Genomic DNA, 22,883 nt, shown 5'->3' on the forward strand with positions numbered 1-22,883 from the left:
TTTAAATATTTACCTGCACGTCATAGCGAGGAGCGAAAGCGACGTGGCTATCCCAAATATGCGAAGCAACTCTGTATACCGGGGATTGCCACGCTACGCTCGCAATGACGGGTACAATACACCCAACCATGAAAGCAATCGTCCTTGAATCAAAAGACAACCCGGTAGTTTATAAAGAAGTGCCCAAGCCAACGCTGCAACCCGGCGAGGTATTGGTGCAGATAAAAGCTGCCGCGCTAAACCGCCGCGATTACTGGATCACCATTAACAAATACGCCGGGATTAAATACCCTACCATATTAGGTTCGGATGGTTCGGGCATAGTAACAGAGGTTGGCAGCGATGCCGATAAGCACTGGATAGGTAAGGAAGTGATCATCAATCCATCCAACAACTGGGGAGATTCACCTGATTTCCAGGGCAGTGATTTTAAAATATTAGGTCTGCCTGACGACGGTACCTTTGCCGAATTTGTAAAGACCGAAGCAAAATATCTTTACACAAAGCCCGCGCATTTAAACTGGGAGCAAGCCGCTGCCTTGCCGTTGGCGGGCTTAACAGCATACCGGGCATTATTTACCAAGGGTCGGGCTAAAAAAGGGGACAAAGTATTAATAGTAGGTGTGGGTAGCGGTACAGGTACGTTTGTGCTGCAATATGCCGTTGCTGCAGGCTGCCAGGTATTCGTCACATCGGGCACGGGCGGGAAGATACAGCAGGCGCACGCCCTTGGCGCTTGCGCTGGTGTAAACTACAAAGCACAGGACTGGGCTGAGCAGTTAAAACAGCTGGCAGGCGGTTTTGATGTGGTGATAGACAGTGTATTGGGTGAAGGCTTTGGTAAAATACCCGACCTTTGCAACCCCGGTGCACGTATTGTAACCTTTGGTGCTACCATGGGCGACACGCCGCCACTTAATGGACGTAAGGTATATTGGAAGCAATTACAAATTATAGGCACCACGATGGGTACCCCCGAAGATTTTAAAGCCATGGTGGACTTTGTGGCGCAGCACGAGATAGTCCCGGTTATTGATGAGGTATATGCTTTAGCCGATGCTAAGAAAGCGCTTGATAAAATGGGCAGCTCATCGCAATTTGGCAAAATTGTATTGCGGGCATAAGTGATGCTTCAGTTACAGGTTGAGGATATTAAATGGGAAGCGCCGGATACGGCTACTTATTTCCTGCGCGATGTTGCGGATAAGAAGATCATATATAAAGCCGGGCAGTTCCTTACTCTTGTATTCAATCATCATAATGAGGAATTAAGGCGGTCGTATTCCATTAGTTCATCACCCGATGAAGGCAGGCTTGCCATTACTATAAAACGTGTCCCGAACGGAGAGCTGTCGCGCTTTTTATTAACCCATGCTAAAATTGGTGATATTTGGCAAGCAGTTGAACCAGCAGGCAGGTTTATTGTCAGTAATTTTGAACAGGCGAAAGATATCTTCTTTTTCGCGGCAGGCAGCGGGATTACGCCCATATTATCACAAATAAAATATGTGTTAAACCGTGAAGGTAAAAGCAAACTGCACCTTATTTATAGCAGCCGCAGCGCCGGTAATATCCTGTTTAAAGCCAGTCTAGATATACTTCAGCAACAACATCACGAAAGATTAAATATCGTTCATCTGCTTAGTAACGACGCCAGGCGGCTTAATAATGTAATGGCCGAGCAATTAGTGCGGCAACAAGCCCGGTTCGATTTGCAGCAAGCCCAATTTTATTTATGCGGCCCATTTGATTATATGCGCATGATCCGGTTAACGCTGATCTATATGGGGTTGCCTGCAGATAATATCCGCAAGGAAAATTTTGTGCTGGAAACAGTTACGGTGAGTAACGCTAGAACAAGCTTTGCCCCGCATAAGGTCCGCATTGTTTTTGGTGATGAAACCCATGATATTATGGCCGGTGAGAACCAATCAATACTACAGGCCGCTTTGCAAAATAAAATTGGGTTGCCTTATAGTTGCCGCGCAGGCATCTGTTCTACCTGCACCGCTAAATGTAAAAGCGGCAAAGTAGTTATGACGGTAAACGAAGTATTAACAGATGCAGATTTGGCCGACGGCCTGGTGTTAACCTGTACAGGTTATGCAGTTACCGATGATGTTGTGATAGAATTTTGATTTTATTAACCGCCGTCAATCATCATATAAACTTCATTTAATTATGACAAAACGATAGCCTGTGCTGCCTGTTAGTACACTACATTTGACGCATGACACCACAACTATTCACACCCTATAAAATTAAATCAATTGAACTACGGAACCGCATTGTAGTATCGCCCATGTGCGAATACTCCAGTAAGGATGGTTTTGCCAATAACTGGCATTTAGTACACTTAGGTGCACGTGCCGTGGGCGGTGCGGGACTGATCATTACCGAGGCTGCAGCCATATCGCCCGAAGGACGAATTAGCTATGCCGATTTGGGTATTTACAAGGATGAACACATTGAAAAACTAAAAGAGATTACCGGGTTTATTCATCAGCAGGGTGCTGTGGCGGGCATACAATTAGCACATGCCGGCCGCAAAGCCAGTCATCAAACACCCTGGGATGGCAACGCGCAGATCCCATCAAACCAACTCAACGGGTGGAAATCCTTCGCGCCAAGCGCTATCCCGTTTACCGCCACCGAAGAAGCGCCGGTTGAGCTGGACAAAGCCGGGATTGAAAAAGTTAAAGCCGATTTTAAAGCAGCTGCTGCCCGTGCACTTGAAGCTGGGTTTAAGGTAATAGAAATACATGGCGCGCATGGGTATCTGATCCATCAATTCTTATCGCCCATAAGTAACCAGCGTACAGATGAATACGGCGGATCGTTTGAAAACCGTATTCGTTTATTGCTGGAGATTATTGAGGGAATAAAGCAAGTTTGGCCGGATAATCTGCCGTTGTTTGTCCGTATTTCCGCAACCGAATGGACTGAAGGCGGCTGGAGTATTGAAAATTCGGTAGAATTAGCTAAATTGCTAAAGCAAGCGGGGATAGATTTGATAGATTGCTCGACAGGGGGCAATGTAGCTGGTGCGAAAATCCCCGTTGGCCCGGGTTACCAGGCGCCGTTTGCAGCACAAGTGCGCGCGCAGGCTGATATCCCTACTGGGGCGGTAGGTTTAATAACGGAAGCGCAACAAGCCGAAGATATTTTGCAGGCAGGGGATGCCGATTTAATTATTATAGCGCGCGAAATATTGCGCGATCCGCATTTCCCACTTAGGGCAGCACACCAGTTGGGTTACGATATAAAATGGCCGGTACAATACGAGCGGGCCAAATGGCACAAATAACACAATCACAAACAAATACACAAAAACTATGAAACGTACAGCAAATGCACATTGGAACGGTACTTTACAAGCCGGCCAGGGCGAGATCAGCACACAAAGCACTGTGCTTAACAAAACCCAATATTCGTTTAAAACCCGTTTTGCCGATGGTATTGGCACCAATCCTGAAGAATTGATAGCTGCGGCCCACGCGGGTTGCTTCACCATGGCGGTAGGTGCGGCTTTAAGTCAGGCAGGTTTTACCCCAGGCGATTTGACAACAGATGCTATCCTTGACCTGGATATGCAGGCATTAAGCATTACCGGCATACACCTGGAACTAAAAGCCAGTGCTATTGATGGTGTTGACGAAGCAAAATTTAAAGAGGTTGCCGAAGGTGCTAAAGCCAATTGTATCATATCAAAAGCGCTGAATGTGCCTATTACCTTAAATGTGACTTACGCTTAAAAGCATCGCCCCAATTTTTATAGGCCGGCTTTAGCCGGCCTTTTTTGTTTATGTGTTTAGCCTAATAAATACGGAATATGCGAGAATCACTTTTGCATTTAAAATTATTAAATAGCCTAAATAACTAATAACTTAGGCTTTAGATTAAACAACGAAACTATGACCCGAAAAATTACCAAACTATGTATGCTGGGCGTTTTTGCACTTTTAGGTGTAATTGGCGCAAAAGCACAGCCAAGGTTACAACCCGGCTATTTCTGGAAAAAGCTGCCAAACGGCCTGGAAGTAGTAGTAATAGAGAACGCTAAGGTTCCGCTGGCTACGGTTGAAATTGCTGTAAAGAATGGGGCCTACACAGAAGGCCCGGAATATAGCGGCTTATCGCACCTGTTCGAACACATGTTTTTTAAAGCCAACAAGGATTTTCCATCTCAGGAAAAACTGTTACACCGTACCCAGGAATTGGGGGCCATTTGGAACGGCACTACCGATGTGGAACGGGTGAACTATTTTTTTACGTTTAATAAGGATAGCTTAAGGGGCGGCCTTAACTTTTTGAACTCGTGCATACGCTATCCTATTTACCGTACCGAGGATATGCAGAAAGAGCGCCCTGTAGTTGATGGCGAGTTTCAGCGGGCCGAGAGCGATCCGGGGTTTCTGCTGGCTTATGAAAGCAGTAAATACCTGTGGGGTGATCAGATCACCCGTAAAAACCCTATCGGTATCCACGAGATCATTAATACAGCTACGCCCGAGAAAATGATGATCATTAAGAATAAATACTATTATCCAAATAATAGCCTGCTTACCATTTGCGGCGATGTGAAACACGAACAAGCCTTTAAACTGGCCGAAGCCATATTTGGAAGCTGGCAAAGCAGCGGTTTCAACCCGCATGAAAAATACCCTGTGCCGCCATTCGAGCCGGTTAAAAAAAGCGTGGCTTTTGTAAAGGAATCGTCCATAGCACAAACACCATCAATGAGCTTTTCATGGCAGGGGCCATCTTATGTGGCAGATTCAGCCGGTACTCTTGCTGCAGATGTTTTTAACCGCATCACAGCTTTAAACTCATCTAAATTCCGCCAGGCATTAATTGATAAAAGGTTAGCCGCAGGGGCAAGGGTGAGTTATAGTACCACCCACTACACAGGCGAGATCAATATATCGGTAACACCAAATGCCGATAAGATAAAAGAATGCTACGATGAAGTACTGAACCAGATAGCAATGTGGAGCAGCCCGGATTATTATACCGACGAGCAATTAGACGATGCCAAAGCCGCATTAATACGTTCTATAAGCCGCGCTAAAGAAAAACCATCATCGCTGAACAGCCAGTTAAGCTATGCCTGGTGCAGCACCTCGTATGAATATGATACCGACATGGCTGATAATTATAAGAAAATTACACGCGCAGATATTAAGCGGTATATTGATAAGTACATTGTGGGCAAACCTATGATATCGGGGATTATATTAAAGCCCGAAGTGAATAAACAATATAATGTGGCCTCGTTTTTTGTAGCCAAATAACCCTAAACTGATAAAGCAATGAAAAAACATATGTTTTTGCTGTTATTAACAGCATCAGTATTCAGTATAAATGCGGCTAACGCCCAAACAACGCAACCTTATGAAATGACCGTAAGCGGCGTAAAAGTTATTGTGCAACCCAGCGGTAACGACATTGTAGAGATACAAACAGTTATTAAAGGCGGTGTACAGAATTATCCCGCTGCTAAAGCAGGTATCGAATCGCTGGCGATGACCGGCCTTACCGAATGCGGCACTGCGCAGCAGGATAAAAACAGCTTTAAAAATAAACTGGAAAAATTAGGCGCGCAAATAAGCGCCGGTACCAGTAAGGATTACTCCGTTGTACGTATGAATTGTATTAAAAGCGATTTTGAGGGATCGTGGAAATTGTATGTAGAAGCATTGACTATGCCTAAATATGATGAAAAGGAGTTTGCCCGCATTAAACAAAATGCGCTGACCGGATTGAAAAGAATGGAGTCGATCCCGGATATAGCGATAGATAACTTTGCCGATAGGGTAGCTTTTGAGGGCCGTGCTTATGCCGTTAATCCTTCGGGTACAATTGAATCGGTTACAGCATTAACCGCAGCTGATGTAAAAGCATACTATCAGGGGATACTGACCAAATCAAAAATGTTTATTGTAGTAGTAGCCGACCTTGACCGTGCAGATATTGAAGGTAAGGTAAAAGCGATGTTAAGCGGCATAAAACAAGGCGCCCCATTTACCCTGAAGAAATCATTCTTCAGGCCATATAAAAGCACTTTTTCAGCCGATTCGCGCGAACTTGCAACCAACTATATTGAAGGTGTAACCAGCGGCCCCCAACCCGGTGAGGCTGATTTTGATGCTTTCAACATTGCCATGCGCATATTTTATGACCGTCATTTTCTTGATGTACGTACCAATAATGGCCTGTCATATGCGCCGCAAACCCGCTTTGCCGTTGGCACAACCTCGGTAGCTAAGGTAAACGTAAGCACTACGCAACCCGACAAATATATCGCTGTATTTGATAAATTAGTTGATAAGACAAAATCGGGCGGTTTTACCGAAGATGAAGTAAAAAATATGAAAGCCACCTATTTAACCGGTGTTTATTATAGGAATGAAACCAACAGTGCACAAGCCGGTGCTTTAGCCAGTAACGAAGTGCTGTTTAACGATTGGAAACGTACCAATAACCTGGTTGACCATATTAAAAAGTTAACCCCAACACAAATTAGTGATGCTTTCCGCAAATACATTGGTAATATGGTTTGGGTTTACCAGGGCGACACTAAGAAAGTTACTCCAACCTTGTTCACCAACGGTACTCTGCACAAAGCAGACAACCCGGTAATGCAATAAATGGTTAAATATTTATAAAAAAACCCGGGCTTTACCGGGTTTTTTTATAGACTTATTACTTGTCGTTTTTTTGCAAAGTATACTATGCAGGTAATTTAAAACCTAATTCGGTACCATTTACGGTATTTTTTGCCCATATAGCACCTTTGTATTTTTCGATAATATCTTTACAAAAATAAAGGCCCATGCCGGTTCCGCTCTCATTTTCGGTTCCAGGCACACTGGTTACCCTGTTTTTAAATAAGGCATCAAGCAGTTCCGGTTTAATCCCTGCACCAGTATCGGTTACGGTGAAATGGATTTCATTATTGTGTTTTGCAGCGGTAATGGTTATTTGGCCATTGCGCGGCGAAAATTTAATAGCATTAGTTAAAAAATTATGAATAACCCTCCTAACCGAGCCAGGTTCGGCAAGTACAACTGCATCCGGGGCTATGTTAACTGTTGGCGCAATCTGTTTCCGCTGCATTAATTCATCCACATATATCAGTTCTTGCTTTACCGTGTCATTTAAATTAACCGGTGTTAAAGCTTCGGGGGTACGATCGACCTGGCTATTTATCCACGAAAGCAGCGTGTCTAAAAAATCAGAAGTATGCTCGAGTTTATTAAATACCTGGGGTATCATTTTTGCAAACTCTTCATGACTTATACTTTCATCGGACATTAAGGCGAACAAACCCCGTAAAGTGCTTAACGGTGCCCGAAGATCGTGGGCCAACACGGCTATCAGGCGGTCTTTTAAATTATTAAGATCGTGCAGCTTATCGGCCTGTTCGTCGAGGCTGTTTTTTTGTGTTAGTATTTCCGCGTTTTTATCTATTAAAACAAGGTTTATTTTTTGCTGTTTGTTTTTCGCATTTACATACACAAAAATCATAGCCAGCAAAATAAGTATGGCAATTATACTAATGCCAATTGCGCGCTTTTGAAGCAGGATACTGTTCTCGTACTTCAGATCTATCTCTTTTTGCCGTCTGCCAAAATCAACTTCAAGGTTATAGGCTATGGCTTGTTGGATAACCTCATCACCTTTTAAGCTATCCTTTAACGCAGTATATAACTGCTGCTGATTGTAGGCATCTTCATAACGTTTTAACCCTGCCAGCGCTTTGCCGGTCTGTAGCACTGCATCAGTTTTAATACCTAAACTTCCTAAGCTATCGGCCATGCTTCGCGCTGATAAAGCATTAGCATAAGCTTCGGGATACTTTTTTTCAGCATTATAAACCATAGCCAGGCCAACGTAGGCAGCTGCTTTGGTAGGTTTGATATGATATTGTGAAGCTGCCTGAAGCGCATGCTGCAAATGATGCAGCGCGCTATCGGGATGCCCGGTATAATAATTGTGTAAGCCTAAATTATAATAGATCCGGCTTTGGCCTCTTTTATCGCCTATTTGTCGAAAAACAGCATCTGCTTTATTGAAATGGTGCATGGCATCCGCATATTTTTTTTGCGACATTAAAACTTCGCCGGTGTTTTGCCAGGCTGCGGTAATTCCTTGTTTATTATTAAACCGCGTCCAAATAGCTATTGCCTTATTAAAATAATCAAGCGCATCATCATAGAGGCCAAGTTGTTGCATAATAACGCCTACATAGTAATCGTTATTTGCTATCTCTATTTTATTGCCATACTTTACGGCCCGTGTTAATGCTTTAAAATTAGCATTAAGCGCGTTTGAAAACTCGCCTTTGTTAATATAGGTAGCCCCCATTACGCTGAGGCACCTGATCGTCATCATTTTACCAAAAGCTTCACGTATGGTCTCTGCCTTCTTAAAATAGTTTAGCGCATTATTATAATTCCCCAGGTAATCCTGTATCTGCCCTAAGCCAATATAACATTCGCTAATGCCAAGCTTGCTATTTATTTGCTTATAAAGTGTTAATGCGCTGTTAAGGTTTCGAGTGGCGGTGTTATAATCACCTTTGAAAGTAGTTACACTTGCTAATTGTACGTAAGCATCGGCTATGCCTTTTTTGTAACCTAACTTTTTGGAAAATTCCAGTGCCAGGCCCGAAAAATAAGCAGTGCTATCGGGTGCCGAGCCGTAAAGGTACCCGGCTAATGTGTTAAGCCTGTTTACTGTTAAGGTGTCCGAAAGTTTTGAGTGCTGGGCTAAAGCTGGCTTGATAAGTTTTTTTAAACTATCAGCCTCCGGGTACTGGTAACCGGCTAATAGATTTAAACTGAGCAGATTGAATATTATTAATAAAAGGGATAGCCGTTTCAATCTTAATAGAGAATAATAGTTGATGCTAATATAATTTTTTAAATCCTTAAACAAAACAAATGCGAAGGAATATATAACAGTACTATCGTTAAACGGATCATAAAATCCTGCTTATTTTCTGAAGCACACAAAAAAGCCCCGAAATTTTTCGGGGCTGATATGAATAGGTTAGTAGCCTTAGTATCCGTTTTTTATTTCAAAAGGTTTCTCCAGCTTACCAGATCGCCGATAATTTTATCTAACTGGTCGGCCGGTACACGCTCCTGGGCCATACTGTCGCGGTGACGAATGGTTACAGTGTTATCTTCTAAGGTCTGATGATCGACCGTGATGCAGAATGGCGTACCGATGGCATCCTGGCGACGGTAACGTTTACCAATAGCGTCTTTTTCTTCGTACTGGATATTGAAATCAACCTTCAGTTTGTCCATAATCTCACGGGCCTTTTCAGGCAGGCCGTCTTTTTTCGTTAATGGGAAAATAGCGGCTTTAACCGGTGCCAGGCAAGGGTGCAGGTGCAGCACGGTACGGCTGTCCTGGCGTTCCTCGTTGCTCAGGTCTTCCTCTTCGTAAGCGTTTATCATGGTTAGCAAAAACATGCGGTCTAAACCTATCGAAGTTTCTATTACGTATGGCACATAGTTCCCGTAAGGCTTGCCGTTCTCGTCCAGTTCCGGATCGAAGTACTGCATTTTTTTACCCGAGAATTTTTGGTGCTGGCTCAAATCAAAATCAGTACGGCTATGGATGCCTTCCACTTCTTTAAAACCAAAAGGGAATTCAAATTCGATATCAAACGCGGCATCGGCATAATGGGCCAGCTTAGTATGTTCGTGATAGCGATATTTAGTCGCTTCGGTACCTAAAGCCAGGTGCCATTGCAGGCGCGTTTCTTTCCATTTCTCAAACCATTCGGCTTGTGTGCCGGGGCGAACAAAAAATTGCATCTCCATTTGCTCAAACTCACGCATGCGGATAATGAACTGGCGCGCAATTACTTCGTTACGGAAAGCCTTACCAATTTGTGCTATCCCGAAAGGGATCTTCATTCTGCCCGATTTTTGCACGTTCAGGTAATTTACAAATATGCCTTGCGCTGTTTCAGGGCGCAGGTATATAGTGTCCGATTCATCGGCAATAGCGCCAACCTGGGTGCTGAACATCAGGTTAAACTGGCGCACTTCGGTCCAGTTGCCGGTTTTGCTGATAGGGCATTTTATTTGATGTTCGATGATCAGTTCGCGCAGGCGGGGCAGGTTTTCAGCTTTTAAAGCGTTGTCCATCTCCGTTTGCAGCAGCTCGGCTATATCGGTTTGTCCGGCTTCGTCATAGGCAGCAATTTTATCTTCCAGTAATTGATCGGCGCGGTAACGTTTGTTGCTGTCCTTGTTATCAATCATCGGGTCGCTAAAACCATCTACGTGGCCGCTGGCTTTCCATATTTTTGGGTGCATAAATATGGCCGAATCAATCCCGACAATATTATCATGCATTTGCACCATGGCTTTCCACCAATAGGTTTTAATATTGTTTTTCAGCTCGGCGCCAAACTGGCCGTAATCGTAAACAGCGCTAAGGCCGTCATAAATTTCGCTCGATGGAAAAACAAAGCCATACTCTTTAGCATGGGCAATTACATTTTTAAATAATTCGTCGGTAGTTGTACTCATAACGCTGCAAATATACAATTTAGAGGGAAAGCTGAAAGTCGAAAAAGTGTGAACCTCACCCCAATCCCTCTCAAAGAGATGGGCTTAGATAGACATATTGAATAGGAGAATTTATGAAGTCCTCTCCTTTGGAGAGGATTAGGTGAGGCTTTATCCTTTAATAGCTAACTGCCCGCAGGCGGCGTCGATATCTTTACCGCGGCTGCGGCGTACATTGGTGATAATGCCTTGTTTACGCAGATAATCGGCGAATGCTTCTATTTTATCTACATCCGCATTAGTGTAGTCGGCAAATGATATGGGGTTGTATTCAATAATATTTACCTTGCAGGGCAGGTGCTTGCAAAATTTAGCCAGTTCGGCGGCATCCTCAATATTATCGTTAAAATCGTTAAAAACAATATACTCGTAAGTTACCGGGTTTTTTGTTTTGGCGTAATAATACTTCAACGCATCAGCCAGGGCCTTCAGCGAGTTTTGCTCGTTAATGGGCATTATGGTGTTGCGCTTCTCGTCGTTTGCGGCATGTAGCGAAAGGGCCAGGTTAAACTTCACCGCGTCATCACCCAGTTTGCGTATCATTTTGGCAATACCGGCGGTTGATACAGTGATGCGTTTTGGCGACATATTTAACCCTTCTTCCGAGGTGATCTTTTCTATCGACTGCATCACGTTGCTGTAATTCAGCAAAGGTTCGCCCATACCCATGTATACAATATTACTTAGCGGAAGGCCATAGTTTTGTACAGCCTGCTGATGAATAAGTACTACCTGGTCGTAAATTTCGTCGGGATTCAGGTTGCGTTTGCGCTCCATGTATCCTGTAGCACAAAATTTACAGGTGAGGCTGCAACCCACCTGTGATGATACACAGGCCGTCATTCGTTCGGGGGCAGGAATTAAAACACCCTCAATTAAATGACTATCGTGTAAAATAAAAGAATTTTTTATAGTTTTATCAGCACTAAACTGCGAGTTGTGGATTTTAACATTATTAATGGTAAAACTTTCATGTAGCTTAGTACGCAGTTCTTTAGAAATATTGCTCATCTCATCGAAAGAGACACATGATTTTTTCCACAGCCATTCGTAAACTTGCTTAGCCCGGAAAGCCTTTTCATCCATATGGATAAAATGCTCCTGGAGTTGCAGCAGGCTTAGGCTGCGAATATCAATTTTGTCCTTTGCGTTATTCACTGCGCAAAGGTACTCAATTTTTAAAATCATATATTGTGGACAATCTTTTTTAATTGTAAAATTAAAAAACACAACTGTGGGTTAACTGTACTTATTATATAAGGATTGTTGTTTCGAAGGAGATGGGCTAAGTAAAATACCATGAGAAGTTTTAGAGCCGATTACGTTTTTCCTGTTTATGCCGATCCTGTTAAAAATGGAATTGTTACCGTTGATGACACTGGTAAGATTGTCTCCATGTCCGATAACCCTGCGGACCACCACGACCCCCACGTTGAAAAACTGACAGGCATTATTTGCCCCGGCTTTATTAATGCCCATTGCCATTTGGAATTATCGCACATGGCTAATAAAATTGCCGCGGGTACTGGTCTGATCGATTTTATTAAAAACCTGCAAACTACACGCAACGCTGAACAGGCTGAAATAGAGGAAGCTGCCATCCGTGCCGATCAATATATGTACGATCATGGTATAGTGGCGGTGGGCGATATCTCTAACAGCGCGGTTACTGCCGCCATTAAAGCTAAAAGTAAACTGTATTACCATACTTTTGTTGAAACTTTTGGGTTTTTGCCCGATAGGGCCACGGATGTTTTTGATAAAGCTTTGGCCTTGATGGAACAGTTTAAGCCGCAATCGGTATCGGTAACCCCGCATGCGCCTTATTCAGTGTCGAAAGAACTATTTAAGCTGATAAAAAATTATTCAGATAAGCATGAAAATTTATTGAGCATGCACAACCAGGAATGCGATGACGAGAATAAATTTTATCGGTACAAGCTGGGCGGTTTTCTTGACCTGTATGATTACTTTGGTATTGATATTAGCTTTTTTAAACCACAGGCGCGTAATTCGTTGCAATCGGTGCTGCCCTTATTAAGCAGTCAACAGCCAATATTAATGGTACATAACACTTGTACCAACCTAAAGGATATTTACTTTATAAAGCGCTTTGATAAAAAAATAAACTGGTGCTTTTGCCCTAATGCCAATCTGTATATTGAAAAAAAGTTACCCAAAATAGACTTGTTTCTTGATCAGGGAAATAATATTACGCTTGGGACAGACAGCCTGGCATCAAATGATAAACTTTGCATATTAAGCGAGATGCGCACCCTGCAGCAACACTTTCCATCACTGGAAACCAGCAGACTGATGCAGTGGGCAACAATTAACGGGGCCAGGTTTTTGGGTATCGATAACGATAAAGGCAGCCTGGAAGCAGGTAAAACACCCGGTTTGAATTTGATAAGTGGTATGGACGGCTTGAAGCTTACAAGTGAAAGTAAGGTGACCAAATTGGTATAGCTACTTTAATAAGTATGTATCAATGAGCCACGGAGGTATCTGATCTTAAATTCTATCCTCTTCCCATTAACTCATCAACCTTGTTGCGTTCGGTTTGTAGTTCACGCGCAAGTTTCTTTTCTTTCTCGTTGGCTTTGGCTTTATAAGCTGTGAATTCGTCGTTTAATTCGTCGTATAATTTGGTGCGATATTTAGCTTCGCGGACAGCGCCACCTGTTCTCAGGATAACAATTAACAAGGCCAGGCCGAAAGCTATTACCAATCCCCACATCATCAGGTTGTAAGCGGTTTTTGTAAAATAAATACCAAGCACGCTGATCTCGTCGCGGCGGGCATTGCTTTCGGTAATATTTTGCTCCTTGGTTTTTACATCGTTTTGCAAATTGCTGATCGATTGATTTTGAGTGTTCAGCTTTGCCTGCACATCTCTTAAAGCCTTTTTAGTGGCATTAAGCGAATCGGTAATATTTTTCCATAAAGCCGCGATCATGGGCTGTTGGTAACGGTAGGTTTTACTTAATACATATTGGTATTGGCCTGCAAGGCTTTTATCAGTGCTTGCAGGGGTTTCAACGGGAGGCTGTGCTGCAGATTGAGCGCCTGGCGTAGTATTTGCCGCATTTGTTACTGGCGGTACCTGGGTTGTAGGTTTTGCCTGGTAAGTACGTACAGGGTATTTTGCTGCGCCGGGTTTGGCATACAAAGGTTTAGCTATAGGCTGTGTAGTTTTAGCCTTGGCACTATCCTGCGCATATAGGGTTACACTGCCTAAGATTAACAATGTAAAAAGTGCAGGGCTTATTAAAAATAGCTTCTTCATTTATGTCTGTAGCGTTATAAGTTAACAAAAGATAGCATCAATAGTTTATAGGTTTACGTTGCGAATATAACGTTTCATACCACATTTGTGGTAAGCATAGTTATATTAGCATCATGAATATTGGTTTTATTGGTTTGGGTGACATGGGTAAGTTATACGCAAAAGCGTTCGCAAAAGTTGGCTATTCTGTTTGCGGAGCTGATTTACCTGCTAATCGTGAGCAGTTGGAGGCGGAATTAGGCCCCCTGGGCATAAGTATTAAAGAAAATGGCCGGGATGTATCCCGTATCAGCGACCTGATCATTTACTCTGTCGAGGCCGATAGTATGGAAAAAGTGGTGGCCGAATGCGCCGTGGCTACCAAGGCCGGTGCTATTGTAGCCGGGCAAACATCTGTAAAACATCCGGAAATAGCGCTATTTGAAAAATACCTGCCCGATGATGCGCAGATCATTACTTTCCATGCTATGCATGGGCCGGGGTTCGAGCCAAAAGGGCAAAAACTGATATTAATACCGCACCGCAGCACCCCCGAGGCTTACCAGCGTATGTATGACTTGTTTACAGCCGTAGAAACCGATATTGTAGAGATAGCCGACTATCATGAGCACGACAAGATTGTTGCCGATACACAAGCCGTCACCCACGTAGGTTTTGAGAGCATGGGCACCGCCTGGAAATCGGCGGGCTTTTTCCCATGGGAGAACGCATCATACATTGGGGGGATAGACAATGTGAAGATATTGACCACGCTGCGCATTTTTGGTTACAAGGCTCACGTTTATGCGGGGTTGGCCATACTTAACCCCTATGCTAAACAGCAGGTAAGGCAATATGCCGTATCAGAATCGGAACTGTTTAAGCTGATGATTAAGGAAGAGGCCGCCGCGTTTAGGGACAGACTGTACAAGGCGCGAGACTTTGTTTTTCACGAAAGCCGTAAACCAATTATGTTGAACGACAGCGTGATGCGCGAGTTTTCGTTAGCGGATAATGCCCACCTGCGCAAGCCAAACTCGCATTTAAGTATACTAAGCATGGTTGATGCCTGGTATCACCTGGGTGTAAACCCTTACGATAACCTGATATGCCAAACCCCGCCATTCCGTTTGCGCCTGGGTATTGCCGAATATTTATTTAAAGATGATGACTTGCTGGAAGAATCGATAGAAACCGCCCTGTACGATAAAACTATCCGCGGCGACGACCTGGAATTTCACTCGGCGGTTAGGGAATGGTCAGCTATTATAGGATATGGCGATATGGAAGGCTACAAAAAGCATTTTAACGAAGTCCAGGCCTTTTTTGCCGACAGGCTGGAAGAAGGCAAGCAGCAAAGCGCCGAACTAATAAGGCGGTTGATGGAATAGTTATCCCGTTAAACCAGTTGTCTTTTATTTACTGGTATAAATCTCCGGCCAAATACTTCATGCCCGAATCGCAGGCCACAGTAACTACATTATGGCCGGGCCCAAGTTCTTTAGCCAATTGCAGCGCTGCTACTACATTTAACCCTGATGATGTGCCGGCAAATATACCTTCTTTGGTTGCTAATAACCGTGCCATGGCCCGGGCTTCCTGTTCATCAATGGCGCGCACTTCATCGTACTGGGTGGTTTTCAACTTAAGCAGGGGCGGTACAAAGCCCGAGCCGATACCCTCTACTTTATGATTGCCTTTTACGCCCTGCGATATTACCGGCGATGCGGCCGGTTCCAGTACTACTATTTTAGTATTCGCGTCGGCCGCCTTTAAAGCCCGGGATACCCCGCTGATCATCCCGGCGGTACCCGCTGCCCCGCAAAATGCGGCAATGGGTTGGGGCAATTGCTGCAATATTTCTTTACCTATAGCACTGTAACCAGTCACGGCATCGGCGTTTTCAAACTGACGGGTGGCAAAAGTACCCGGTTGCTGGCATATTTCCTGCGCCCGGGCCATAGCACGGGGAATAAGGTCGGGGGTAATTTCACCAGTAGGACTGTGGATCAGTTCCAGTTGGCCGCCAAACAGTTTGATAGCCTGTAGCTTTTCCTTCGCAAAGGCGTTTGATGATACCGCTATAAATTTGTAGCCCTTCATGCTGCACACCCAGGCCAGCGATGTACCGGTACTACCGCCGGTATATTCAACCACAGTCATGCCGGGTTTTAATTCGCCACGTTTTTCAGCCTCGTCAATCATGGCATAAGCCATCCGGTCTTTGTATGACCCGGTTGGATTAAAGTACTCCAGTTTTACGAAAACATTGGCGCTGCCATCGGGCACAATTTTTTGTAATTGCACCAATGGGGTATTGCCGATAGATGAAATAATGTGGTAGGATGAATATGACATTTTGGAAAGGATTTGACGCCCGCAATATCGGGATAAATGCGCGATTTTAAAGTGACACAGATGTGCGGATTAAAAAAACGGTAAGTTTTGGTAAGTAGTGTTAAAATTAGATAAGATTGGGTAAAAACGGGTAAAAATCAATAATTATTGAAAGACCCTGTCTTTATTGTCCGATAGTCTTAAAAAAACAAAAGAGCGATGATTTTGTCATCGCTCTTTTGTTTGCTACCCCTTGTTTTAAGGGTGCTGTTTTCTACTGTTTTTTCTTAATGCCACTATAAGCAGCGCCGCCCAGGGCAAGTACCAACAGGATAGAGCCGGCCAGCGAGATCTTCTCGCCGGTATAGTATGAGGCCGGGTGGAAGATAAACTCAACCTTGTGGTTACCCACCGGGATTTGCGCCGCACGTAAAACATAATCGGCGCGGAAATAAGGCGACTCTTTACCGTCTATCAGCATTTTCCAGCCTTTGTTATAATATATCTCCGAGAACACAGCTATCTGCCCGGTGGCCGATGTGCTTTGGTAGGTCATATGGTCGGGTTGATAATCAGTCAGGAGGATCTTAGCGCTGGTATCGCCGCCCAATTGCTGGTCGGTGATCATACTTTTAAACCTTTTATCAACCATGGCCTCATCTTTAGGCGAGAATGCCGTAATAGCCTGCATTTCCTGGTCGGCGTTATCAACAAAGGTTACCTTTTTTACAAACCAAGCATGGCCGCAGGCGCTGCTATTTACATGCATACTTGCTGTTTGTGTTTTCGGGTCGGTGGTGATAATGTATTTGGTATTCAACATATCCAGCACGTTGCTATTTACGCTGTTGGTAAACTGATTATCTATCAATTCATCAAAACGTTTTAAGCGTGCTGCCGAATAACCACCGACAGATTTGTGGAAGAACGGATTGAATGTATCTTGTTTTAAACCTATGGAGGTATCAAATACACGATAATCCGGATCGGTGTCGCGCTGAATAAACTGGTCAACTTCGCGTGGTTTTACCAGGGCATCAACATCAACTTTATCCTGGAAACTGCTGTCTTTCAGATAGCGTTTGTCAACCTGCCACATATCAATTAAAATAAGTGCAAACAAAGCCAGGGACACTACGGTAAGGTTTATCTTTTGTTTGATAAACGCCCAGATAAGCCCGAAAGTGATCAGCACAAATATCAACGTGCGGAATGCATCAGCACGCTCAAGCGCAATACGGTCGCGGGTTAAGGCATTGGCAATGGTAGTTGCAAAGGCGGTGTCGCCATTCAGCGCACGCCCTAAATTTGCTATACCCATGGCCTGGTCTTCGGGGTGGAAGGCCAGCAAACTATCGGGGATAGCTAAAAATAATAAGGTAACACCTCCAACAATATACAGGGTGATCATCAGCTTTTTGAGAATAACGGTCTTATCAGCTGTGTTTATTACTTCCTGTATAGCTAAAAATGCCAGTATCGGAAAGCATAAGCTGGCTACGGCCAAAATAGATTCAACCGCGCGGAACTTATTATATAGCGGGAAATAGTTAAAGAATAAGTCGGAAAGGAACGGCAGGTTACGCCCGAAAGACAACAACATGGTTAAAAGCACGGTGCCCAGTATCCACCATTTCAACCTGTTTTTTACAATCAATAACCCAAATACAAACAGGAAACATATTACAGCACCAAAATACCACGGGCCGCTGGTGCCGGGCTTATTACCCCAATAAAGCGATAAGCCCTGGAAGTTCGATATTTGTTGTGCGGCGTTTAAGGCTTGTTCATCAGTAGCGCCTTTAGCTACAAATGCTTTAACGGTTTCAGATGATTGGTCTAAAGTTTCGGTACCCGAACCGCCACCATACATATTAGGGATAAGGAAAGTAAAACACTCGCCAACGCCCTGGCTCCACTGGTAGGCGTATTCTTTATCAAGTCCGTTTTTAGGCTCCTTGGTGTTTTTTGTAAGGTTGGATTGGCCGCGATAGCTATCCTTGCTATATTCGGCTGTGCTCCATAATACGGCTGCGTTTACCATAATAGCCAGTAATAAAGCGCCGCCCAGGTAAGCCAAAGCTTTAAAGAACGCCGGGGTGGTTTTGGTTTTTACGGCATGATAAAGCTCGATACCCAGTAAAATAATTAACGCCAGCAAAAGGTAATAGGTCATTTGGATATGGTTCGATTTGATCTCCATAGCCAAAAAGAAAGCGGTTAACGCACCGCCGGTGAGATACTTGCCACGCAGTGTAAGAATAATACCCGCCAGTATAGGGGCAAAAAAAGCAATGGCAAAAGCCTGGTTAGCGTGCCCTGCCACCAGTAAAATTATATTGTAGGACGAGAACGTGAAGGCGATTGCGCCCGCCGCGGCAAGCCAGGGGTTCAGCTTTAAAACGCAGAATAGTAAGTATGCGCCCAGCATTAACAGCATTACGGTGCCAACCGGGTTAGGGAATATGGCCTGCACGGCTTTAATTACCCAGGTAGTTATACTGGCGCTGTAAGGGGCCCATATTTGATAAGCCGGCATGCCGCCAAATATTTGGTTGGTCCACAAAATAGTGGTGCCTTTGGCTTTGTAATCATTAATTTCTTTTTGGGTAGATTGTGCTCCAACCACGTCGCTTTGTCCAAGCGTTTTACCATTAAAGGCAGGGGTAAAGTAAAAAAAACAGATCCCTAAAAAGATCCCGATAATGGCCAGGTGAATACCATTTTGCTTGAACCAGTTATTCATTTGAATTTTTGAAATGATAATATAATCCTCAAAAATATAAATTTGAGTGAGAATAGGAATTAAAGTTTTTACGGGACACTCTTTACCTGTGTTTAGCCAGTGCAGCAAACAGAATTAAAATAGTATGCCCCCCAGTGCTGGGGGACGTCGCAATGAGAGACTGTTGCGTTGAAAGCGAAAAGAACTCATGCCGGAGGCATTGTATTTTTATCTCCAAAATCATCTTCTATTTTAAATAACGAATTCCGTTTATCCACCAGCAAAGAAAAATCGATATTGAGCGCATTGATTTGTCGTTTCTGTTCATATACCTGATTTAACTCCCTCATGAACTTATCCATTTCCTGGGCAACCGGATGCAACTGACGGGCAAAATGCACCATTTCTTCGCGATCCAGCCCACCTTCGCTCATGAGTGTGGTAATACCCAGCATGGATGAAATGGGCCGTCGCATGACGTGCGAAATATCAAATAGGATCTGCTCGACCGACGTGATATAATCTACCAAAGCAGTGATGTCGCGGGTCGCCCCATACCAGATTACTTTACCCTCTTTGTTTTTTTCAGGAACAGCCTGTAGCCAGCGCCACCGGATCATATCTTTAACCACGATGCGGTATTGGAAACTTATGGGCGCCCCCGACTGATAGGCTTCTTTCATCTTTTCATGCAAAAGATCCCGGTCGTCTTCATGCCAAACCTCCAATACTTTATTTCCATCCCGGGAAATTTCTTCCAGATCAGCCGTAAAATTAAAATCCTCCGTGCCCCGATTAACAAAGAGGATGTTCGGTTTTCCGCTTTCTTCTATTTCAAACATATACGTATTACCAGGCACCTGGCTGGTGATCTTTTTGATCAAGCGTTCACTCTCTTTGATCTTTTCCTCGGCTTTGACACGTTCGGAAATATCAGTATGTGTTCCGAGGGTAATATTGGTTATGTTGCCATCCTTATCAAGCAACCTTCTGGCACGCGACCAGATCCAAACCCAATCTCCGTTTTTATGCTGCATACGGAAAATGCTCTCATATAACTCCGTTGTACCCCCTGATAAAAATTTATCGAAAATTTTTACAGCACGCTCGCGGTCATCGGGGTGGAGACGGTCAACCCATGACATACCCGCTGTATCCTCCCAAACGCCATCGGGCTGGTCAATGCCAAGCATCGCGAAATATTGTGTGCTGTACCATACCTGGTGTGTATCAGCATTGTATTCCCAGGCACCGGTATTGGAAACGGTGATAATAGATTTGTACCGTTCCTCGCTTGCTCGCAGCTGTTCCAGGGCTTCCTTTTTCCGGGTGATATCCCCATTGATGGACATATACTGATAGACCTTGCCCGAAGCATTCAAAAACGGCACGATCGTGGTATCCACCCAGTACAACGAGCCATCCTTTGCCCGATTGCAAAATTCTCCGCGGTAAGATTTGCCTTCCTGCATGGCCAGGCCTAAACCAGCAAAATACTCCGGTGGGTGCTCACCTGACCAAAGCACGCTATGCGATTGGCCTATCAATTCTTCCGCGCTGTATTTACTAACGGTACAGAAATTTTCGTTAACAAAGGTAAAAGTCCCATCTACTGCCGAAATGCTGACGATAGAAGAAGTATCTAAGGCATATTTGTAATCCTGTAGTTCCTGAACAGCCGCTTTCCGCTTAATCGTTTCTCGTTGCAGGGTAATCAAACTGCTGCGCAGGTGATTGATCGCATAATATTGTAAGACCATTACGGTACAAAAGGGAATAATGGCGCTGATCCAGCGGCTAATCGGATCATGTATAACCACCGGGGCAGGTAAATGACCGGTGGCTTCCAGCCAGGCCAACCCGAAATCTGCGACGATGGTTAATAAGCCGATGGCCAGCCCGCCTCTGCGGCCTAATAAAAACCCTGCAGTGAGGATGACACTCATTTGAGATAGAATGCCCGGAGCGAAAATCCCTCCGGCGGAGTAACAGGGAATGGTAATATATAGCCAGAGCATACCTGTCAGCGACCAGCTGGCAGCCCGGGTGCGTCCAAAATGGTTCAGCGTCAGGTTAAAGAGGGCTATAAAAAGAGCGATGCTTAGTAACAGCAACCAGCGCAACCATAATTGAGGGAAATAAAAGAACCCGGTAGCCACTACGATGCCGGTGACCATGGACCAGATAAGGGTCAGGGCATACACCATATAGCTTTGATAGTCCTTTTCTTTGTCCGGTACCAGGAAGATATTTTTCATAACGCAATTTAAGGTTAGCTTCGGGTATGCATAGAATAGGAAGTTGTCAGGTGATTTCAACCCAGTAAATAAATCTACATAACTTTTACTATAATTAAGTGGTCTATAAATGTTCGGATATGTTACACCTCTATTCCGTGGCAAAACCGAGAGCGGCATACTGGCAAAAAGATGCAGCAGATGCATTAGTAATATAACCAATATGGTGATTTGTCTTTTTGCTATTGATACTTAAATGGAAAATGCCTGTTCCGCTAGCTTGGGGGATTGTTAAGGGTTATTATAAAGCGTAGAACAAACCCGCTAACCTTTGAGAGAAACTACCACTGTCAGCGCATTATGGGGGCAAATATCTGTTTATAACTGACTTACTATAAGAGTAGCCCCCTCAACGAGATATGTAAATATGCGGGAACTTAGCAAGGCTGCGCTTTCAACCTGAACAGGACAAACATCAGCACCAAACCCGCCAGGCTAACGATATAGCCAATGATGTTGTTTTTGCCGTACTCGTCGCGGTTGCGGCGTATGGTGTAGTAATTGTAAAAGGCAAGTCCGCCTAAAATTACCCAGAAAAACCAGTTGATTTTGGTGCACATGGCAAATATTTCAACCCCTACGGCAACCACTACATAATTAACAACAATTAATATCAGCGATTCGGGCGTGCCGAAATGTTTGCGTTTGTACAATTCTTCGGGTAACATGGTTGTAAGGTTTATTTAATTTCCTCGTAATCTACAAAATCGCCTTCAGAATCAGGAACCGAGCTTTTGTTTTGCGGCATGTGGTCAATTTTTATGGAACCTTCGCGCGGTTGCTGTTGCTGACGGTAATTTTGCTGATGGCCTTGTTGCTGGGTGGCCTTATTTATTACACTTTGTAGTATGGAAGGTAAGAACCAGCGCACTAAGCTGCGTATAATATAAAGTATACAAATTGATATGATCAGAAAGCGTATAAGTATCATCTGATTTTAGTTTTAGCTTGCAAATATAAGTATATAACGCTTAAAAAGTTAGCTTATGATAAAACCTGTGTTCCCTCATCGCGAAAATACAATACTATGGCAATTCGGATAGGATTAGCTGCCTGCTCCGCGTGTTAACGGACGATTTTGCCGCGCCCGCCATGCTATAGTACAGCCATCAAAACCGACCTGATTATGCTTCATGTTTTAATGCAGGCGTTCCATAACAGTGCTTATTTTTTGTACTTGTGAAAGGGCAATATTATAAAACATGTCTGCTTTAACTGACATCCATTTTTATAAGCTACAAGTATTACGAGTGTGATTTGAAAGAAACTTCGGCAGTTTAAATTAGGTTTCAAGTCATTTAATTAGAAAGAAACATGTGGAGAATTACACGTCTATTTATAGCATTAATTTAACAATCGGGCATCTTTTTTGCGGTAATCATTTTAGTATTTAATTGTTAAGCATTTGTAATGGAAAGACTTCAACTTGAGTGCGGTGGGTGTGGTTCAAACTATGAACTTTCCTCAGAAGGAACCGAAAAATTAAACGAAGGTGTAATCTCGTGCTTTGTGTGCGGGCAGACTATATTTCAATACAATGGATTGGTAGCCTATTATCCATTTCTTAAAGATCGGAAAGAAAATCATATTAAGGTTGATGGCGGTCTTGCTTTTCCAGATTAGAATAGAACATATCGTAAAATATGCTTTGGTTTAAC

Annotated in this window: 18 protein-coding genes; 9 read left to right on the forward strand and 9 right to left on the reverse strand. The window is 43.8% G+C overall.

Annotation, left to right across the window (positions count from 1 at the left end):
- Positions 1 to 128 precede the first annotated feature (128 nt).
- The 6 genes from IRJ18_RS01410 (at position 129) to IRJ18_RS01435 (ending at position 6,650) form a co-directional block, all read left to right on the forward strand.
- Positions 129 to 1,124, forward strand: coding sequence for a zinc-binding dehydrogenase (locus tag IRJ18_RS01410; RefSeq protein WP_194104417.1), 996 nt, complete (start codon positions 129 to 131; stop codon positions 1,122 to 1,124).
- Between the two features lie 3 nt (positions 1,125 to 1,127).
- Complete coding sequence (locus IRJ18_RS01415; protein WP_194104418.1) at positions 1,128 to 2,138, forward strand: ferredoxin--NADP reductase; 1,011 nt, start codon at positions 1,128 to 1,130, stop codon at positions 2,136 to 2,138.
- A 92-nt stretch (positions 2,139 to 2,230) separates the two neighbouring features.
- Positions 2,231 to 3,307 carry an NADPH dehydrogenase NamA gene (gene namA, locus IRJ18_RS01420; RefSeq protein WP_194104419.1) on the forward strand — a complete coding sequence of 359 codons (1,077 nt, stop codon included), beginning with the start codon at positions 2,231 to 2,233 and terminating at the stop codon, positions 3,305 to 3,307.
- Between the two features lie 28 nt (positions 3,308 to 3,335).
- Positions 3,336 to 3,755: an OsmC family protein gene (locus IRJ18_RS01425; protein WP_194104420.1), complete on the forward strand. Its 420-nt coding sequence runs from the start codon at positions 3,336 to 3,338 to the stop codon at positions 3,753 to 3,755.
- 159 nt (positions 3,756 to 3,914) lie between these two features.
- Entirely contained in the window at positions 3,915 to 5,294 is a 1,380-nt protein-coding gene (locus tag IRJ18_RS01430) for a M16 family metallopeptidase (RefSeq protein WP_194104421.1), read from the forward strand.
- Positions 5,295 to 5,312: 18 nt separating this feature from the next.
- Complete coding sequence (locus tag IRJ18_RS01435) at positions 5,313 to 6,650, forward strand: M16 family metallopeptidase (protein ID WP_194104422.1); 1,338 nt, start codon at positions 5,313 to 5,315, stop codon at positions 6,648 to 6,650.
- Between the two features lie 82 nt (positions 6,651 to 6,732).
- Here the strand turns inward: IRJ18_RS01435 and IRJ18_RS01440 are convergent, their stop codons facing one another.
- The 3 genes from IRJ18_RS01440 to rlmN form a co-directional block, all read right to left on the reverse strand.
- Positions 6,733 to 8,889 (reverse strand): tetratricopeptide repeat-containing sensor histidine kinase, encoded by a 2,157-nt coding sequence (locus IRJ18_RS01440; RefSeq protein WP_194104423.1) that lies wholly within the window; start codon positions 8,887 to 8,889, stop codon positions 6,733 to 6,735.
- Between the two features lie 191 nt (positions 8,890 to 9,080).
- The gene (locus IRJ18_RS01445) at positions 9,081 to 10,559 is read right to left on the reverse strand and encodes a glycine--tRNA ligase (protein ID WP_194104424.1); all 1,479 of its coding nucleotides are present in this window, start codon (positions 10,557 to 10,559) and stop codon (positions 9,081 to 9,083) included.
- Between the two features lie 150 nt (positions 10,560 to 10,709).
- A complete protein-coding gene (gene rlmN, locus IRJ18_RS01450) occupies positions 10,710 to 11,786 on the reverse strand; it encodes a 23S rRNA (adenine(2503)-C(2))-methyltransferase RlmN (protein WP_194104425.1) in 1,077 nt (358 codons plus the stop codon).
- Between the two features lie 111 nt (positions 11,787 to 11,897).
- On the opposite strand from rlmN, the gene IRJ18_RS01455 reads away from it, so the two are divergent.
- Positions 11,898 to 13,067, forward strand: a complete 1,170-nt coding sequence (locus IRJ18_RS01455; protein ID WP_194104426.1) for an amidohydrolase family protein — start codon at positions 11,898 to 11,900, stop codon at positions 13,065 to 13,067.
- A 52-nt stretch (positions 13,068 to 13,119) separates the two neighbouring features.
- On the opposite strand, the gene IRJ18_RS01460 is transcribed toward IRJ18_RS01455, so the two are convergent.
- The gene (locus IRJ18_RS01460) at positions 13,120 to 13,887 is read right to left on the reverse strand and encodes a hypothetical protein (protein WP_194104427.1); all 768 of its coding nucleotides are present in this window, start codon (positions 13,885 to 13,887) and stop codon (positions 13,120 to 13,122) included.
- A gap of 113 nt (positions 13,888 to 14,000) precedes the next feature.
- Here IRJ18_RS01460 and IRJ18_RS01465 point away from each other — a divergent pair, with 113 nt between their 5' ends.
- Entirely contained in the window at positions 14,001 to 15,257 is a 1,257-nt protein-coding gene (locus IRJ18_RS01465) for a prephenate dehydrogenase (RefSeq protein ID WP_194104428.1), read from the forward strand.
- 28 nt (positions 15,258 to 15,285) lie between these two features.
- Here the strand turns inward: IRJ18_RS01465 and IRJ18_RS01470 are convergent, their stop codons facing one another.
- The 5 genes from IRJ18_RS01470 to IRJ18_RS01490 all read right to left on the reverse strand — a co-directional run bounded on the left by IRJ18_RS01470 (position 15,286) and on the right by IRJ18_RS01490 (position 22,156).
- The gene (locus IRJ18_RS01470; protein ID WP_194104429.1) at positions 15,286 to 16,224 is read right to left on the reverse strand and encodes a PLP-dependent cysteine synthase family protein; all 939 of its coding nucleotides are present in this window, start codon (positions 16,222 to 16,224) and stop codon (positions 15,286 to 15,288) included.
- Between the two features lie 253 nt (positions 16,225 to 16,477).
- Positions 16,478 to 18,949, reverse strand: a complete 2,472-nt coding sequence (locus tag IRJ18_RS01475; protein WP_194104430.1) for a YfhO family protein — start codon at positions 18,947 to 18,949, stop codon at positions 16,478 to 16,480.
- 185 nt (positions 18,950 to 19,134) lie between these two features.
- Complete coding sequence (locus tag IRJ18_RS01480; protein WP_194104431.1) at positions 19,135 to 21,186, reverse strand: PAS domain-containing protein; 2,052 nt, start codon at positions 21,184 to 21,186, stop codon at positions 19,135 to 19,137.
- A gap of 416 nt (positions 21,187 to 21,602) precedes the next feature.
- Positions 21,603 to 21,893 (reverse strand): hypothetical protein, encoded by a 291-nt coding sequence (locus IRJ18_RS01485; protein WP_194104432.1) that lies wholly within the window; start codon positions 21,891 to 21,893, stop codon positions 21,603 to 21,605.
- 11 nt (positions 21,894 to 21,904) lie between these two features.
- Positions 21,905 to 22,156, reverse strand: a complete 252-nt coding sequence (locus IRJ18_RS01490) for a DUF4834 family protein (RefSeq protein ID WP_194104433.1) — start codon at positions 22,154 to 22,156, stop codon at positions 21,905 to 21,907.
- 479 nt (positions 22,157 to 22,635) lie between these two features.
- Here IRJ18_RS01490 and IRJ18_RS01495 point away from each other — a divergent pair, with 479 nt between their 5' ends.
- The gene (locus tag IRJ18_RS01495) at positions 22,636 to 22,848 is read left to right on the forward strand and encodes a hypothetical protein (RefSeq protein WP_194104434.1); all 213 of its coding nucleotides are present in this window, start codon (positions 22,636 to 22,638) and stop codon (positions 22,846 to 22,848) included.
- Positions 22,849 to 22,883 lie beyond the last annotated feature (35 nt).

Source organism: Mucilaginibacter boryungensis, assembly GCF_015221995.1.
In the GTDB taxonomy this organism is placed as follows: domain Bacteria; phylum Bacteroidota; class Bacteroidia; order Sphingobacteriales; family Sphingobacteriaceae; genus Mucilaginibacter; species Mucilaginibacter boryungensis.